Raw genomic sequence first — 15,850 nt, forward strand, 5'->3', positions numbered from 1 at the left:
ACCACTGAAAACTTTCAACTGTCAACTGACAACTGACTACTAATTATTCTTTGACTCGCACGTCGATAACGCTGGCGTTGAAAATGTACTTGTTGCCTTCAAGCTCTAGCGTAGTGCCAATTTTGACTTTCGTATTACCTAAAACCGGGCCATTTTCAGTAAGTTGACCTTTTCCCTCTAAGGTAAACATCATATTTTTGCTGAAGGCTTCTTCTTCTCTGGGATCGGGGAGAGCTTTCAGAGTGCCGTTGGGCTGAGGAACTGCTAGGGTTCTGGTGAGAGTTTTGACAGATTTGATGGTAATCTGACCGGATGGTTGATTGCGGATCACCACATTGATTTTATCGCCTGCTTTGAACAAATCTTGAACGTTTGTTCCTTTGAGACCGATCGCAATTGCATCAATTTCTACAGGTTTGACACTGGTGCCGACTTGGGCGACGGAACCGCCAGAAGTGCCGGGAAAGAAGAAGATTCCGACTGCAACTAGCAGTACGATTAGAGCGGCACCTACGTCTAGGATGCTGAGTTTGCCGAACAGCCGGCCTTGAGAATCCAAAATTTTCATAAATCGCCTATTATACTGATAGCGACAGGAGTATGTTTACAAGCTCAGGACTTACGCAGACATCGATGAAAAACAAATGCTGCTATTGCTGAGCTACCGCTGGCAATGACATACTTTATTGATGCGTAAGTCCTGAAGCTAAAAGATATTACCACAACGATCGCCCAAAATCCGCATGACTGGGGCACTTAACCCAGAAGGCTGTTAACGGCGGTTGGTTAGCCTTGGCTGGATCGCCCAAAAGCTGGTGGCGCCGTTCAAAATTGACAAAAAGCTAGAATAGCAACTAAGCAGCCTCAAATTACGTCTGCCTATTTAGTGACTTTTCGAGTTTTTCCTACAATTTTATCTAACTTCTGGCACGTATCACTCATGTTAAAAAGTTTTTGGTTGACTTGCCGGCGTACTTGCGGTCGAGGGATTTATCTGTTTCTGTCCCTGATTGTAGCTGCGGGTATCGGTGTGGTTTCCCCGGAACCGACTCAAGCATTTTCTTTGCCTGAACTGATTTTTCGGGGCATTCAAGTTATTCAATTGTCGAATATGTCCGATCGACAAGAGGTGGCTATTGGCCAACAAATTAATCAGCAGTTAACGAACAGCGAGTTTAAGATTGACCGCGATCGGGACACTACAGAATATATCAACCGCATCGGTCAACGACTCGCTCAAGAAAGCACTCGCCCGAATATTCCTTATACTTTTCAAGTCATTGACGACGACACGATTAATGCTTTTGCAACTATGGGCGGTTTTGTTTATGTAAATAAAGGCTTGATGGCAGCGGCGGACAATGAGGCAGAATTGGCAAGTGCGATCGCCCACGAAATCGCTCACATTAATGCTCGCCACGCGGTTAAACAAATGCGTCAAATGGCCATAGCTTCAGGTGTAGCTTCCGCCACTGGGCTCGATCGATCTCAGGCGGTTCAGATTGGGGTGGAACTGGCTTTGCGCCGTCCCCACAGCCGCCAAGCTGAGTATGAAGCCGATCAGTTGGGATTGCAAACTATGGGGCGAGCGGGCTACGCTCAATCTGGGATGGTTGATTTTATGAAAAAGTTGCTCGACAAACCTTCTCCTCCTAGCATTTTGAGCACTCACCCGGCAACTGGCGATCGCATTGCGGCTATTTCACAGGCTATCGATCCGGATCTTGCTAGCGGTGAAGGTTTGAATAATGAGGATTACAGGCTAGAAATCCGCAGACTTTTAGGTTCGTAGCAAATGTAAATCAGTCAGGCACTCTCTTATTTTCTCTTCTCTTTTCTTACTTCGCGATCTTCGCGTCTTCGCGGTTCGTTAAAAAATAAATCCAGTTATTAGGGTAAGTCAGCAGCAAGTTAATTTCGATTTAAGAGATCGGACTTAAGCTGACATACCCTACAAAGAAAACTTGATTTAACACTGCTGTTGAACAACAGAATCGATCGCAGGTTGCGAGGGTGCAATCGGCTGCGGCCTCAATTGCCTGACAACTTCGTCAAACGGTAAAATTCGGACTTGATTGTTAAATACATTTACTTGATAAACTCTGCGGTAGCTGAGGTCAAATCCTGTCAGCCAACCGCTTTTGGGATGATAAGCACCCGTGTCAATATCCAACCACCCTTCGCCCCTGACTAATTCGCCCGGTCTGACCCCATGAAAGGTAAAGGTAATCGTGTGACCGGTGATAATTAATTTATTGGGAAAATAGGGTTTCGACATCGTGTGAAATTCCCTGCGAATCCAACACAGTTGTTCGATCGACTGTTCATCGATCGACAGATGTGGGTCAACGCCGGCGTGAACCAGCCAGATGTCCCCTAAGTCCAAGTGCGTGGGGAGCGATCGCAGCCACTCTAAGTGTTTGTACGGCATCATCCCTGTATCTCTGTAGCTGGCTACTGTCGCATCGCCGCCACTGTAGAGCCAAGATTGCCACGCTCGCATATCCATCGGCGTCCCCGACAAAGCCTCCAGCATCAGTTGTTCGTGGTTGCCCAACAGAGTTTGGTATGGGCTTTGCTGCACAAAATCTAATACCTGAGCGCTTTTGGGGCCGCGATCGATTAAGTCTCCCAAAAAATAGACGCGATCGTTCGAGCTGGGGGCAAGTGCCTCTAGCAGGGTCATTAACCCGTCGTAATGCCCGTGTACGTCCCCGATAACAATGCGCCGGTGCTCCATTGTGTTTATCCGCTTCCCTGACTCAAAAGCCCCATCTCTAGCTTATAGCATCTGATTTTGCTGCTATTTGCCTCCCCTCTTTTACGGTGGAGGGGTGTCACCCATTATACTGCTTTGTATAAATGTCGTGTAAAGCTCGCCAGTGTCTGTTTGGGTAGCTACTGATAGAAACACAGGCAAGCTGTTAATTGTGGTTCTGCAACTGCTGTTAGTGAGTCAAAGCTTTGAGTTATTTCACGCTTTAGGGTGCATCAGCGATTAGACGACGGATTAAGTCGAAAATAATCCTAGCTGACACACCCTAAAAGACGATCGAGCCTTAACGATTGTCACTGAGTCAAAGCTTTGAGGAATGTCTGGAGTTCTGCCAAAAAACCTTTCTTTTTTACAGGTTTGGCAGGTGTGGAGGAGTCAGGATCGGCGCTTGGGAGAGAAGCGGCTAAAATGCGCTCTAAATCGTCTCCGACTGGTTTTTGGGCGGTTTCAGAAATTAGTTCGTATTCGTCGTTGGTTTCCAGCCACACTTGCCACGGTTGAGGGTAGCAGCGGAATAAAGCAGCAGTGTCTAGGGGTCTGATATAGTAGCAAGATTCAATTTTGCTGAGGAATCGATCGCGCAATTGGCGGCCCGCATAGCCTATACCTATGGTGGCAACATCTTCCAGGCGCGGGTTGAGTAGAATTACTGGGCGACCTGCAGCAGCTATGTAAATTTTTTCGACTTGGGCAACTTCTACGGCTGCTGGATTGATCAAAAGGAAAAGTTGATCTTCCGGTGCTATTTTATCTTCAACAGGGGTGCGACTGCTACCCAAATCAGTGACTTTAAAGGGTGTTTCTCCCCAGTCACGGCGCGCGAGGGCTGCCGCACCGGTGTCGGGAAAAAAGACTTTTACTCCGGGGTAGATTTCCTCAAATTCTGGGAGGAATTGTAAGGTGATAGACTGTGCTTGCAGGGCGATTTCTGGAAATACTAATTCGACTTGCAGTAGATTTTTGCCGTCCGAGAGGGCAGCGGCGGTGGCAATGCGGGATTGGGCGATCGCCTCGTTGAGATCCTTGGGCAGTTCTGTCATTAATCTTATTGTTTTTACTCGACTTCTCTCAATCTAATTTTACCTGAGATATTGCACCATTTTCAATTACCTGTTTAGGAACAGGCAAGATACCTGTTAAACAAGAAAATTCCCTCTTTCTGTAACAGGCATTTTGCCTGTTCTTGAGCATGGTGCAAGATGTAAGTTTTATTGCATTAAGCAACAAAAGCTAACACCGATACGGGCGAACCGGAACCTCCCAAAAGGCGCAATATTCCGATAACTAAAGTGATGTCAGCCGCAGGTAATAAGTCGAGATTTGCCAGATTTTCCAGCACTATTCGCTGCTGTTCCAATACCAATTTATTAACCGCAAAACTTTCATCTCGCCCAGTATCGACTCCGTGGGTGTCGGTTCCAATGCCCGCGATAGAGCGTTCTTCTAGCAAAAATTGAGTTGCTGCTTTGCCAAATCCGGGAAAGTGGCAAATTCCGCGATCGTCTCGGTTGAAAAATGCTCCCTGATTATCCCATTTTTCTTCCCAGCCAGTATACAATAAAACTAGATTTCCCGGTTCTATAAGTTTGTGCTGCCGTTCCCAAGTCAATATATCATCAATTGTTAAAGTGTAGTCGGGATTCGCAAGACTTTGCTCTCGGATGTCGATCGTAATTGCAGGGGAAACTAGCGACTGCGGGGAATAACTATCAATGCTGGCGCCTCCTGCATAAAAGCTGTTGGGTGCATTGATGTGAGTTGCGCTGTGTTCGCCCATCGAGAATTTTCGCAGGAAATACCCGTCTGTGTCTATTTGAGATACTGTGGCAATTTCTGTCGCTGGATCTCCGGGCCAGATGGGAATGTTGGGATGAATTACATGGGTTAAGTCTATAATGTGACTGTAGGCAATCGTTTTTAAGTTATGTGAGTTGAAGTTGTTTGTCATCAGGTTAAATATACCTATTATTTATTAAATACAGTTAAGTTTTTGACATTCTGCGCTCTCAATATAAAATCTAAAATCTAAAATTCGATTAGTCGATCGAGCGTTGCTTCCATAACATCCTTTGTTTGTCCGGAAACAGTATACACCAAAGCTTCTCGGTAAACTCTCCCGGCGGGGTGTAGCACACCGTTAGCAGCACCGCTAGAAACTGCAACCGCCGCGTGCCCGCAACGCACCGCTAAATCAATGGCTTGAGCTCGCAGCGCTAATTGTTCTGCTTTCGAGCTATGTTGAGATTGTTGGAAATTCTCTTTTAGGCGATCGAGCTTTTGCTCTAGTTTTTGGCAAGCCCCCGTTATAAAAGGCGAATTCTTAGCAGCCGCCGCTGCTGCAATTACCTCCAATCCCGCTCGAATACAGCCAAAAGTAGCCGGAACAAAATTCAGTATATTTTTGCTGTCGTTTTCCGAAATCCAGCCGACAGGTTTAACTGAAATTATTTCCGATTCATGCAGCAACCAATTATCGAGAGTGGCTGTCACAGTATTAGTCGAACTCATGGCGATTAACTGCATGATTTCGCTAAAAGCTATTTTCCCCGATTCGCGTTCAATGTTGGCAAAAGGCACTAAACCGAACACAGAGCGTTCGTCAGGAAGTACCGCCGCTACAATAAACTTTTGAAACAAGCCAAAACCTGTTACCCAAGGAACTTTTCCTGACAGTAAATAGCCTGCTTTTGTGGGAGTTGCGGTGACAGCAGGATTGCCCGATCGCCGCAAATGCGAAAACCCAATACCCAAGCGTAACTCTTTTTGGGAGATCGCGGGCAAGTATCTGCTTTTTAGCATTTCATTGTCGCTGTTGGCAAGCATTGCAGTTGCGCTGTGGTGCTGAGTTTGCAGGAAAGACAAAGCGCCGGAATATCGAGCCGTCAATTCTTGATATTGGTAAAAAATCTCCGGTGCAATTTCAGCGCCGCCCCATTTTTGGGGAACTCGCAACGCTAAGAGCGATCGATCTTCCAATCCCACAACTGCTGTTTTTAGCGCTTCCGAGTCGCTGTCGATAATTTCCGCGTGGGGTGCAACGCACTTTTGTAGGTAAGTTTTTGTACTGTTGAGAATTTCTTGCGAATCCATTTTTTATAATTATTTTATAGTGAGTTTTACCTTATTTGGAAAAGTTTCACTTCCTACGGATAGGGATCTATAAAAATCCAGTTACTACGATTTTTGCGACAACTCACGAAAAATCTACGAAGCAACCGAATTTATGAGGTAATTTTATAGTAATTTTTAGTCAAACTTGTGTGGGGCGGACATTAAATCTCGCCCCCAAACTAATTTATTTCCACACTTTCCAAGGAGCCTTCCCTTCATCCCAAAGTTCGTTTAAATACTTGTACTCTCGAAAAGTATCCATCGCAAAGAAGAAGCCCTCATGACGGTAAGCCATCAACTGTCCGTCTGCCGCCAAACGCTGCATCGGCTCTTGTTCTAAAATACAATCATCTCCCCCCAAATACTCAAATACCCGGCGGTTAAATATCATATATCCAACACTGATCCAGCCGTCGATTTGAGGTTTTTCAGTAAATTGAACTACGCGGCTATCGCTGTCTACCTCCAAAATTCCAAAGCGAGAAATCGGGCGAAATGTAGTGACAGTTGCCAGCTTCCCGTGAGATTTGTGAAAATCCATCAAGGCGTCAATATCGACATCAGCAACTCCATCGCCGTATGTCACCATGAAATTCTCGCGATCGATATATTTTTCTATCCGTTTTACCCGCCCTCCTGTCATGCTTGCGGCGCCAGTTTCAGCTAGTGTCACTTTAAAATCTTGTTCGAGATGTTCCTCGTGATAAGTGATGGTATGTTGGCGTCCCAGACAGATAGTAAAGTCATTGTTCATGGCTTCATAATTTAGGAAATATTCTTTAATCATGTTGCCGCGATAGCCCAAGCACACAATAAAGTTTTGGAAACCGTAGTGTGCATAGATCTTCATGATGTGCCAAATAATCGGATGCCCCCCCACCTCAACTAAGGGTTTGGGACGAAATTCTGTTTCTTCTCTGAGACGAGTACCGAGGCCACCTGCTAGGATAACTACTTGCATTTTTTCACATTTTTAAAGATAATAAAGTAACTTATCATCAATCATCAGGATTTTTTTCAAAGAATTATTAACATTTTCTCATAGTGAGTGAAGCTTTGTAAACCGCAGAAATCACGAACTATTATAAATAATTTTAGGGTGCGCGCAACCGCAGCGTGTATTTGAATGCTGCGCGCAATTTCTAACTAGCAGTAGGGTGGGTACTGCGAACCGTATATTTGAATACAGCGCATTTTCTAACTTACTAAGAGTCGATTAAGGAATAGACAAAACACCAACAAGTACCTATACTAAATATAAGAAATAGATTCAACCGCAATGAAAAATCAACTCGATCGCCTAAAAAAGTTTTTAGGTATCCTCTGTGCGATCGCCTCAATAATTATATTATTCCAATCGGCAATACCTGGTGTTTATGCCACGGTTGTTGCACCGGAAGGCTCAACTATAGCACCAACCACCCTAGCTTTTGTTCCGAACATACCGGGCGGCGGATTAGACTTTCACGAATCAGCAGGAGGGCACACTTTAGAGAGACACGTTGGTAAAACAGAAGCACAACTAGCACAGCGACTCGCAAGCGAAACAAGAATTTCTGCAGCATCTTCTTTTACCGATCGTTCTGTCGCCGAAGCGGCTATTGCAGAAGCAATGAACCGAAATCAAAGTGCGATCGACTCCTGGGTGAAAAGTCGAGGCAATCGTTATACGATCGACTACAATGCCAACAGAATCATTGGCATTACTCTGCGTCGCCGCGCATCCAAAGCAACTTCAACAACTAGCCTGAGAATCGTCCTCCAGCGCAGCGCCAAATTACCTCCCGGATACTTTATTCTCACAGCTTATCCCCAATGATCGATCAATTTCCTCATTTAACCCAATTTTTCAGTTCCTACTTTCACCAAGACTGGCCTTTAGAAGCTGACACTCCCAGTGATGTAGTGAACAACTACCGCAGCAGCGAACCACCCGAAAGTGTTGAAGCTGCATCGCAAGAACTCAGCCAATTGCTAGAAATGCCGATCGCCCCAGCCGATTTAGAAGCATTCATCCTCGATGAATTAGGGTGTTACTACGACCCCCAATCCGAAAATCAAACAGTCCGAGGGTGGTTGGAATCGGTGCAAAAATCTTTGAATAATCCCAGCTAAAATATATATCTTTGTAAGAACACGGCTATATATTTATAAGGACACGGCCGTGCCGTGTCCCTACAACTTGTCCGCAATTCAATAGGATAGCTAGCTCACTTACTAACCGTCAATAAGTAGCCTTCGTGGACGTTGAAATTAGGGATAACATAAGCCAAGCTGCCGCTACCTACCGAAAAACTTTCTTCTTTAACGGTGACAAGCTGTGGCACTGCTCCTTCTTGATTGTTGGGAATTTTCTCTAATTTTAGAGTTATTTTTTGACCTCTTTGAAGACCAAGCTGCTCCACATTTCCGAGGCTTAATGTTACCGTTGTTGCTGAGGAAAAATTGGGATCGAAATAACCTAAAAGTATCTGTGCTTTACCTTCCGAATTTGATTTGCTGGCTAAAGCGACAAGGCGATTGTTATTTGACCAGCTCCGCACCCGCGAATTAACTCCCTCAGCATATGCTTTGTATGTCCACCAAGCTGCTCTCGGTTCAAAATTATTAGGCGTGACCATCCCACTCAGCGTATTGTTGAAGCAATTGCTAACTTTATTTGGCCCTTTGCTCTCCCAACAAGCTCTGCAAGCACCGTCAGCTTTTGCATACTCTAAGTTGTACAAATAACCTAATATTTCTCCCGGCTGGTACTGCGCTAAGTTCCCCACAATTTCATTGACGTAAATTTTTTGCAATTTCAGTTCCTTGTAAGAGGGACTTTGCTGAAAATTGCGTTTAGCCTCAATTACGTGATCGTCAACAAATAAAATCATCGTGTCGTTAAGTTCGTGCCATGAGAGGAAGTTTACTTCAAGTTTGTTAGCCTTGCAGTAATCCAAAAAAGCGGCGAGATATTCTTTGCTGTAGCGGCCGAGGCTCGGCCCGCCAATCATGGCTGACGGTCCCAATTCTTCCCGCAAGATTTTGTAAGCTCTTTTGTAAGTTTCAAAGAATTGTTCTCTGCTTCCCTTCCAAAATGGATCTTTCAAATCTGGTTCATTCCATACATCCCAAATAATTTTTTTGCCTTTATTTTGCTGGGCTAACTGTCGGATGAATGCTTCCCACGCGGGGTAATTTTGATATGGCCAGCCATTGGGATTGCTACCGTAGCCCCACAAGTCGCTAACTACTAACTGAAACTCGGCTCCGCTGGCGATTACTCGATCGTAAATATCGAGTCTCCCCGCCCGCCAAAGTTTGGGCTGTAAGGGTTTTATCGAGCTATCCGGCGGTTTGGCAGTGTCGATTCCGTGCAGGATGCCACTCATGGAAATTGTACCGGTGGCAGGCTGTCCAAAATCTACTGTCACGTTCGATCGCAGTTGGGCGATCGCTTTTGCCTGTCCCAAATAGGCTATTAACAGAACAGTGACAATAGCTAAACCAATTGGCAGCAGTCTATGAATACGTGGGAAATTGAATTTAAGTTGCATATTTTTCTTTGGTTGGTGTTTGGTGGAATGGGCATCTTGCCCGTTCCTGAGAATGCTGCTAGAACTCAGTTTTAACGAACAGATGACAACACTTCAAAACCCTGTATTGATTCTATCACTTGTTGCCAGGAGCTGGAGTTAATCAGCTCGTTGGTATCGAACGGAACTGCTTTTTCCGCAGCGAAAATACCAAAATTTTTCACCCAATCAAAGATAGTTTCTGTGGTAAAATAAGGTGTGCAAGCCCAAGCAGATTGCAAATTATTCACCATCTCGTACATATCTCCCCGCTCGTAAGCCTCCCAAGCTTTCCACACTAAATAATAGTATTTCAGCAGGCTATCCACTTGCTGTACCTGCTTTTGGAGTTTCGGACTTATAGAGAAACTGTCGCTCTCATCACTTACAAATGCCTGTTCAATTATTTCTCCATATTCCCGAAGCATTCGTTCTTCTTTGAATAGTTCTTGAGCTCGCGCTTTGCAAGCTTGTCCTGCAAGCCTGCGCGCTTCGGGATTTTCGGCCCATATTTCGACCGTTTCTATTAACTCTTTTACTGTTCCTGCTGGATCGATTGTAGGATCGGGCAGTAGCTTTCCCGTGTCTCCCAATTCTTCGGGAATACCGCTGACTGCTGTGGCAATTACGGGCAATCCTTTCGCCATTGCTTCCATAATCGCTAGTGGCATTCCCTCAGCTTCGGAAGATAAAATAAAGATATCACTGGCGTCTAGCCAATCGGCAATATCCCAGCGCTGTCCTAAGAATTTAACCTGTTCTTCTACTCCCAATTGGCTCACAGTTGCTCTTAATTCAGGTTCCAGATTGTCGTGAGTAGTAGACCCAGGCCCGGCCCAAACAAAGTAAATTTGGGACCAAATTGGACGATTTTTCAATTGGGCGATCGCCTGCAATTGATACTGATATCCTTTAATGGGAGTCAATCTCGCCGCAGTGAAACAAACAACAGCATTTTCGGGGATTCCTTGTTCTTGACGCAGGCGTTGGCGAGTTGAAAGATTCGGAGGCTCAAAATAACTATTTGGTCTGCCATAATAGATTACTTTTCCCCGTTCTAGATGCGCTTTAAATAAACTTTGGAACAAGTTTAAATTCTCGTGGGAAACTGCTACTGCTGCTTTGGCTACCATGTACTGGTAGGCAACTGCATCGAAATAGGGAATTTGATCGCCGCGATCGAAAGTTTCATAATTGCGATTGATATAACCCAAACTGATTATGTACGGTATATTTTGCTCGATCGCAACTTGTTTAGCTGCAAAGTTAGCCATCGGCCAGCCGTCACTAAATATAATTAAATCCGGTCGAGCCTGGGCGTAAATCTTTTGAGCGTCATCTAAATTGTAAGCTATTCGCAAAAACTCTTTCATCGTGTCGAACTCTAGCCAAATATGTTCGATACCTAGCTGTTTTTGTTCGGTAATTAAAGGGTTAGAAGCTTGACTTTGAACGCTGGTAACTCGGTAGCCATCCGCAGCTAATTTACACATCAGCGAGTGGTTGAACTGAGCCAATCCGCCGACTCCTGAATCTTCTGTGTACAAGAGTACGTGCTGTCTTGGCTGCCGAGAAGTCGAACTGGGAGCCGATTGAAACTGATAAGGATTGTTCGCTGCGATCGCCACTATGTCTTGCCATTCCTGTAAATTGGTTAAAGCATAGGCATCAAAGTGGTAGCCGTACTGTTCCGAAACTCCCTTAAAAGTTTCCAACCAATTAAAAACAGTTTCAGTACCTGTCAGATTAGTGTAATGCAGAGATTTTTCCAGACATTCGACCATTTCTGCCAAATATCCGTCGCGATACATCCGCCATGCTATCCATACGAAACACTTGTAACGTTCCGCGCGTTTCAAGTCGCGGATGTGCTGAGGTAAATCTGGCCGAGCAAAAAATTGCTCCATCAAAATTTCCGTATTTTTCATTAATTTGGAGCCGTTAGACATGATATTGCTGTCGTGCTGACGATAGCAGGTTAATATCTCTTTTAACCAAACTGACTTGCAGCCTTTTAAAGCTAAACGTAGCACAAAATCTAAATCTTCGGTTGGCGGCAAGCGATGATCGAAACCGCCCAAGCGTTCCCACCACTCTCGCCGCAGCATCATGGCGCTGGGACGCACTGATTTGTACAAAACAAAACTTTCTAAATCTAATTTTGGTGCTCCTTCCCAAGGCTTTACTCCATAGATGCCTTTCTCGTTTTTGTCAACAATAACCCAACCTGTTTGCACCATATCTAATGTGGGATCAGCGTCAAAGCAAGTTACTTGTTTTTCTAGTTTTTCTGGTAAGAAGAAGTCGTCAGCATCGAGAAAAGCTAAAAATTCCCCTTTTGCTAACTTACAAGCATGATTTCGAGCAATTGCTGCTCCTTGGTTATCTTGATAGATGTATTGAATTAAATCGAGGTAAGGTGCTAAAACTTGGCGAGTGTTGTCAGTTGAGCCGTCGTCTACGACGATAATTTCCCAGTTTTCATAAGTCTGGCTGAGAACACTCTCTATGGCTCTGACAATGTAGCGCTCGCAGTTGTAAGCCGGGATAATGACACTGACGCGCACTTTTTTGGGAGGAATGATACTACCCATTAACTGTTTCCATTCGGGTATTTTTCTGAGAGCCATGCCATCAATTGGGCAGCCGTAGGTGTTAGAAATTCCGATAAGGCGCTTTACCCAATCTATTATAGTTAGTATCAGCGAGGACGGGGTATAATCTAAAGATTTTTGCAAATACTCAGTCATTTCTGCCGGATAGCCGCTGTAGTAAAGTTGCCACGCCATCCATGTCAGAGCTTCATACAACGCCTGCTTTTCTAATTGGCGGATGTCCTCTGGCAAGTCGGCTCTACTGAAGAAATTTTGCTTTAATTTAATACAAAGGTTTGCCTGTTTTAGCGCTCTCTGGATGGACACATTTTGCCCGTGCTGGCGGTAGCATACTGTCACTTCAGGCAACCAAGCAGCTTCGCAGCCAGATAGTGCTAAACGCAAGATTAAGTCGGCATCATCTACTGAATCATACTGAGAATCAAAGCCACCGACTCGTTCCAGCCACTGCCGCGAAAACATCATCGCACTGGGAAGTAGTGGCAGATAAACAATCCAGGTTTTTAAGTCTAGCTGAGGCAAGTATTCCCAGGGTTTGACATCGAAAATACTTTCGCCTTGCTCTTTAATCATTCGCCAGCCACTATTAACAATTCCTAATGATGGCTGAGCGTCAAATAACGCAACTTGTCCAGCTAACTTATCTGACAATAAAAAGTCATCTTGATCTAAAAAAGCAATTAATTCACCTCGGGATTCCTGAATTCCTCGGTTGCGGGCGGCAGCTACTCCTTGGTTTTCCTGATAAACATAGCGAATTTTTTCAACATAAGGCTGCAATGCTTGGCGGGTGTCGTCGGTTGAGCCGTCGTCTACGACGATAATTTCCCAGTTTTTATAGGTTTGGCTGATGACGCTTTCTACCGCTTGCGCGATGTAGCGAGATCCATTATATGCTGGAATAATTACACTTACTCGCGGTGTCGGATTTGCCATTGACATGAGTTTTATCGGTGATAAGGAAGGGTTCGGTAACTGATTCTGAAATGGAGGTAACGGAGGTAAGGCAGAAGGCATAAGGCAGATACAACTCTACTGCTGACAGCAATCCGAATTTGAAAGGTAAATCTGGTATTTTAGCGTGCATAAAATACAGATTCAATTCCCTGTACTTGCTCGACTAATTGTTGCCATTCTGCTGAATTAATTAGAGAATATGTATCTAAATTATGCCCTTTAGCTGACGAAAAATTGCCAAAATATTCGACCCAGTTTAATAGCGTTTCTGTAGTCAAAAAAGGTGTGTACTTCAAAGATTCTTGAAGCGACTTCTGCATTATGCTTAGATCTTCTTGACAGTAAGCCTGCCAAGCATTCCACACTAAAGAGCTGTAATGCACCCGGCTTTCTATCTTCGTTATTGACCTCTGAACCTCTTTTTGAGCAACAAATTGATCTGTTTGGTTATCATCGCAAACTAAAGCTTTTTCGATCGCCTCCATCGACTCTGCCAACATCCGTTCCTCTTTGAATAGTTTCTCTGCCCGCTGCTTGCAAGCTTGACCGATTTGATGGCGCAATTCTGAATTCATCGCCCAAGCTTCTACAGTTTTCGCCAATTCCCTCGCGGTTCCCTCTGGATCGGTATTCGGATCGGGCAACAATTTCCCAGTATCGCCAAGCCCTTCAGGAATACCGCCCACAGCCGTTGCAACTATCGGCAATCCCTTAGCCATCGCTTCCATGACTGCAAGAGAAGGCGCTGCATCTGCCAGAGAAGTCAAAATGAATATGTCGCTAGCATCAAGCCAATCTAGGATATCCCAGCGCTGTCCGATCAACTTTACGCGATCGCTCACCTCTAACTCTTTAATAGTTTTCCTCAATTCTATTTCTACATTGTCAGCGCTTCCCTCACCAGTTCCTGCCCACACAAAATACAGTTTATACCACACAGGAGACTGCTGCAACTGCTTGATTGCTTCGATCTGATATCGATGCCCTTTAATCGATGCCAATCGAGCCGATGTGAAACAGACAATCGCATCTTCAGGAATGTCTATTTCTTGTCGCAGGCGTTGACGAGCCGCAGCATTAGGAGGTGCAAAATATTTGGGAGAACGTCCCAAATAAATCACTTGTCCTCGCTCTTTTGGTAACTTGAAATCTTGGCATAATAAATTCAAATGTTCGTAAGCGCCAACAATCAAGGCTCTAGCTTGCAGGCAGTGGTAGAGCACTCCTTCTACATAAGGCACTACATCCCCGCAGGCAAAAGTTGCGTGTTCTGGCATAACTAACCCAATCACCATCATGTATGGTATTCCCATTTCAATAACTACCTGTTTAGCTGCAAAATTGGAAAAGGGCCAACCATCGCTAAAAATAATCATATCCGGTTGATTGCTAGCAAAAAGCTCTCGTGCATCCTGAGTATTTCTTAACACCCGCTGTAAATCTTTATGGCCGCTAAAATCCAGCCACAAATGCTCTATACCTAACTCTCGTTCTCGCTCCAGCAAGGGGCTAGAATGTTTGGTTTGCACGCAAGTGACTCGATAGCCTAACAAGGCTAACTGACAAAGAATGGCATGATTATACTGCGCTAATCCTCCCACGCCCGGATCGTCGGTGTTGTAGAGTAGAATGTGCGTTTCCCTACGGGGTAGCTTCGCTTCACGCGCGGGTGAAGCTGTGGGAATAGAACTCTGTTGAGATTGGGGTGGATTAGTCATCACCATCAGAATTATCTCTTGCCATTCCGCTAACGTACTCAGCGAATAAGCGTCAAAATTTTCACCATATTCTTCCGAAGCCATCTGAAAACTTTCTAGCCAATTCAAAACTGTTTTTGTTGGCGAAAAAGGCGTATATTGTAATGACTCTTCTAAACACTGTGCCATCTCTGCTAGATGACCGTCGCGATACATCCGCCATGCCAGCCACTTTAAGCATTGATAGCGTTCTGGGTTTTTTAACTTCCGGATTGACTGAGGCAAATCGGGTCTAGCGAAGAATTTTTTCATCACTATTTCTATATTCTTCATTACGCGAAAACCTATTGACATGAGATTAGAATTGTGCTGGCGATAACAGGTAAGTGTTTCTTCTAGCCAAACTGCTTTGCACCCCTTTAAAGCTAAACGCAAGGCAAAGTCTAAATCTTCTGCTAGTGGAAACTGAGAATCAAAACCGCCCAATTTTACCCACCACTTTCGGCGCAGCATTATCGCACTCGGCCGCACGCATTTATATAGAATAAAGCTTTCTAAATCTAATTTAGACGCTTGCTGCCAAGGCTTGACAGCAGAAATCTCTCGCCCGTTTTCATCGACGATCGACCAACCTGTTTGCACCATATCTAAGGTGGGGTCAGCGTCAAAGCAAGCTAGTTGTTTCTCTAGCTTGGATGGTAGGAAATAGTCATCGGCATCTAGAAATGCCAAAAACTCGCCTTGCGCTAGTTGGCAAGCAATATTTCTGGCGACTGCTACTCCTTGATTTTCCTGGTATATATAGCGAATTTTGTCAAAATAAGGCTGCAATACTTGCTGCGTGCGATCTGTCGAACCATCGTCTACAACTATAATCTCCAAGTTAGTAAAAGTTTGACATAGGGCGCTTTCTACCGCTTGTACGATGTAGCGATCGCCATTATATACAGGTATAATTACGCTGATGAGCGGTGTTTGATTGACTGTTGACATTATTTAGCTCGCTGTTAACCTATGATTATCTAGTTTAGATTAATGTGCCGGACATTCAGCATTATTTTGTGTTCGGTAGATCTACTTACAAAAGCTTGAACTTTGGCAAAGTGTAGCATATAATTTTACAGGGAATCATTACTC

General features: G+C 44.6%; 12 protein-coding genes. 3 read left to right on the forward strand and 9 right to left on the reverse strand.

What is annotated here, in order from left to right; all coding sequences use genetic code 11:
* Positions 1-43: 43 nt before the first annotated feature.
* The gene (locus QUA33_RS04120; RefSeq protein WP_172188290.1) at positions 44-568 is read right to left on the reverse strand and encodes a DUF4330 domain-containing protein; all 525 of its coding nucleotides are present in this window, start codon (positions 566-568) and stop codon (positions 44-46) included.
* Between the two features lie 372 nt (positions 569-940).
* On the opposite strand from QUA33_RS04120, the gene QUA33_RS04125 reads away from it, so the two are divergent.
* Complete coding sequence (locus QUA33_RS04125) at positions 941-1,792, forward strand: M48 family metallopeptidase (protein WP_333146696.1); 852 nt, start codon at positions 941-943, stop codon at positions 1,790-1,792.
* 177 nt (positions 1,793-1,969) lie between these two features.
* Here QUA33_RS04125 and QUA33_RS04130 read toward each other — a convergent pair whose 3' ends face one another.
* The 5 genes from QUA33_RS04130 to rfbF form a co-directional block, all read right to left on the reverse strand.
* Positions 1,970-2,740: a metallophosphoesterase family protein gene (locus QUA33_RS04130; protein ID WP_333146698.1), complete on the reverse strand. Its 771-nt coding sequence runs from the start codon at positions 2,738-2,740 to the stop codon at positions 1,970-1,972.
* Between the two features lie 329 nt (positions 2,741-3,069).
* Positions 3,070-3,816, reverse strand: coding sequence for a DUF1995 family protein (locus QUA33_RS04135; RefSeq protein WP_333146700.1), 747 nt, complete (start codon positions 3,814-3,816; stop codon positions 3,070-3,072).
* A 176-nt stretch (positions 3,817-3,992) separates the two neighbouring features.
* On the reverse strand, positions 3,993-4,724 hold the full coding sequence (locus QUA33_RS04140; protein ID WP_333146702.1) for a cyclase family protein: 732 nt from the start codon (positions 4,722-4,724) through the stop codon (positions 3,993-3,995).
* 77 nt (positions 4,725-4,801) lie between these two features.
* Complete coding sequence (locus tag QUA33_RS04145; protein WP_333146703.1) at positions 4,802-5,866, reverse strand: acyl-CoA dehydrogenase family protein; 1,065 nt, start codon at positions 5,864-5,866, stop codon at positions 4,802-4,804.
* Positions 5,867-6,071: 205 nt separating this feature from the next.
* Positions 6,072-6,848 carry a glucose-1-phosphate cytidylyltransferase gene (gene rfbF / locus QUA33_RS04150; protein WP_333085176.1) on the reverse strand — a complete coding sequence of 259 codons (777 nt, stop codon included), beginning with the start codon at positions 6,846-6,848 and terminating at the stop codon, positions 6,072-6,074.
* Positions 6,849-7,166: 318 nt separating this feature from the next.
* On the opposite strand from rfbF, the gene QUA33_RS04155 reads away from it, so the two are divergent.
* Together QUA33_RS04155 and QUA33_RS04160 are read left to right on the forward strand one after the other, a co-directional pair.
* A complete protein-coding gene (locus QUA33_RS04155) occupies positions 7,167-7,706 on the forward strand; it encodes an RNase A-like domain-containing protein (RefSeq protein WP_333146705.1) in 540 nt (179 codons plus the stop codon).
* Entirely contained in the window at positions 7,703-8,002 is a 300-nt protein-coding gene (locus QUA33_RS04160) for a contact-dependent growth inhibition system immunity protein (RefSeq protein ID WP_333094907.1), read from the forward strand. Before QUA33_RS04155 ends, QUA33_RS04160 begins: the two co-directional genes overlap by 4 nt.
* A gap of 95 nt (positions 8,003-8,097) precedes the next feature.
* Here QUA33_RS04160 and QUA33_RS04165 read toward each other — a convergent pair whose 3' ends face one another.
* From QUA33_RS04165 to QUA33_RS04175, 3 genes are all read right to left on the reverse strand, one after another.
* Positions 8,098-9,426 carry a GH39 family glycosyl hydrolase gene (locus tag QUA33_RS04165; protein ID WP_333146707.1) on the reverse strand — a complete coding sequence of 443 codons (1,329 nt, stop codon included), beginning with the start codon at positions 9,424-9,426 and terminating at the stop codon, positions 8,098-8,100.
* Between the two features lie 71 nt (positions 9,427-9,497).
* Complete coding sequence (locus tag QUA33_RS04170; protein ID WP_333146708.1) at positions 9,498-12,995, reverse strand: glycosyltransferase; 3,498 nt, start codon at positions 12,993-12,995, stop codon at positions 9,498-9,500.
* Between the two features lie 140 nt (positions 12,996-13,135).
* Entirely contained in the window at positions 13,136-15,706 is a 2,571-nt protein-coding gene (locus QUA33_RS04175; RefSeq protein ID WP_333146710.1) for a glycosyltransferase, read from the reverse strand.
* Positions 15,707-15,850 lie beyond the last annotated feature (144 nt).

The organism is Microcoleus sp. Pol14D4 (assembly GCF_036701245.1).
Taxonomy (GTDB): domain Bacteria; phylum Cyanobacteriota; class Cyanobacteriia; order Cyanobacteriales; family Microcoleaceae; genus Microcoleus.

Excerpts from the sequence above, each read along its gene's own strand:
- QUA33_RS04120 (WP_172188290.1), bottom strand. The coding sequence starts at position 568 with ATGAAAATTTTGGATTCTCAAGGCCGGCTGTTCGGCAAACTCAGCATC.
- QUA33_RS04125 (WP_333146696.1), top strand. The coding sequence starts at position 941 with ATGTTAAAAAGTTTTTGGTTGACTTGCCGGCGTACTTGCGGTCGAGGG.
- QUA33_RS04130 (WP_333146698.1), bottom strand. The coding sequence starts at position 2,740 with ATGGAGCACCGGCGCATTGTTATCGGGGACGTACACGGGCATTACGAC.
- QUA33_RS04135 (WP_333146700.1), bottom strand. The coding sequence starts at position 3,816 with ATGACAGAACTGCCCAAGGATCTCAACGAGGCGATCGCCCAATCCCGC.
- QUA33_RS04140 (WP_333146702.1), bottom strand. The coding sequence starts at position 4,724 with ATGACAAACAACTTCAACTCACATAACTTAAAAACGATTGCCTACAGT.
- QUA33_RS04145 (WP_333146703.1), bottom strand. The coding sequence starts at position 5,866 with ATGGATTCGCAAGAAATTCTCAACAGTACAAAAACTTACCTACAAAAG.
- rfbF (WP_333085176.1), bottom strand. The coding sequence starts at position 6,848 with ATGCAAGTAGTTATCCTAGCAGGTGGCCTCGGTACTCGTCTCAGAGAA.
- QUA33_RS04155 (WP_333146705.1), top strand. The coding sequence starts at position 7,167 with ATGAAAAATCAACTCGATCGCCTAAAAAAGTTTTTAGGTATCCTCTGT.
- QUA33_RS04160 (WP_333094907.1), top strand. The coding sequence starts at position 7,703 with ATGATCGATCAATTTCCTCATTTAACCCAATTTTTCAGTTCCTACTTT.
- QUA33_RS04165 (WP_333146707.1), bottom strand. The coding sequence starts at position 9,426 with ATGCAACTTAAATTCAATTTCCCACGTATTCATAGACTGCTGCCAATT.
- QUA33_RS04170 (WP_333146708.1), bottom strand. The coding sequence starts at position 12,995 with ATGGCAAATCCGACACCGCGAGTAAGTGTAATTATTCCAGCATATAAT.
- QUA33_RS04175 (WP_333146710.1), bottom strand. The coding sequence starts at position 15,706 with ATGTCAACAGTCAATCAAACACCGCTCATCAGCGTAATTATACCTGTA.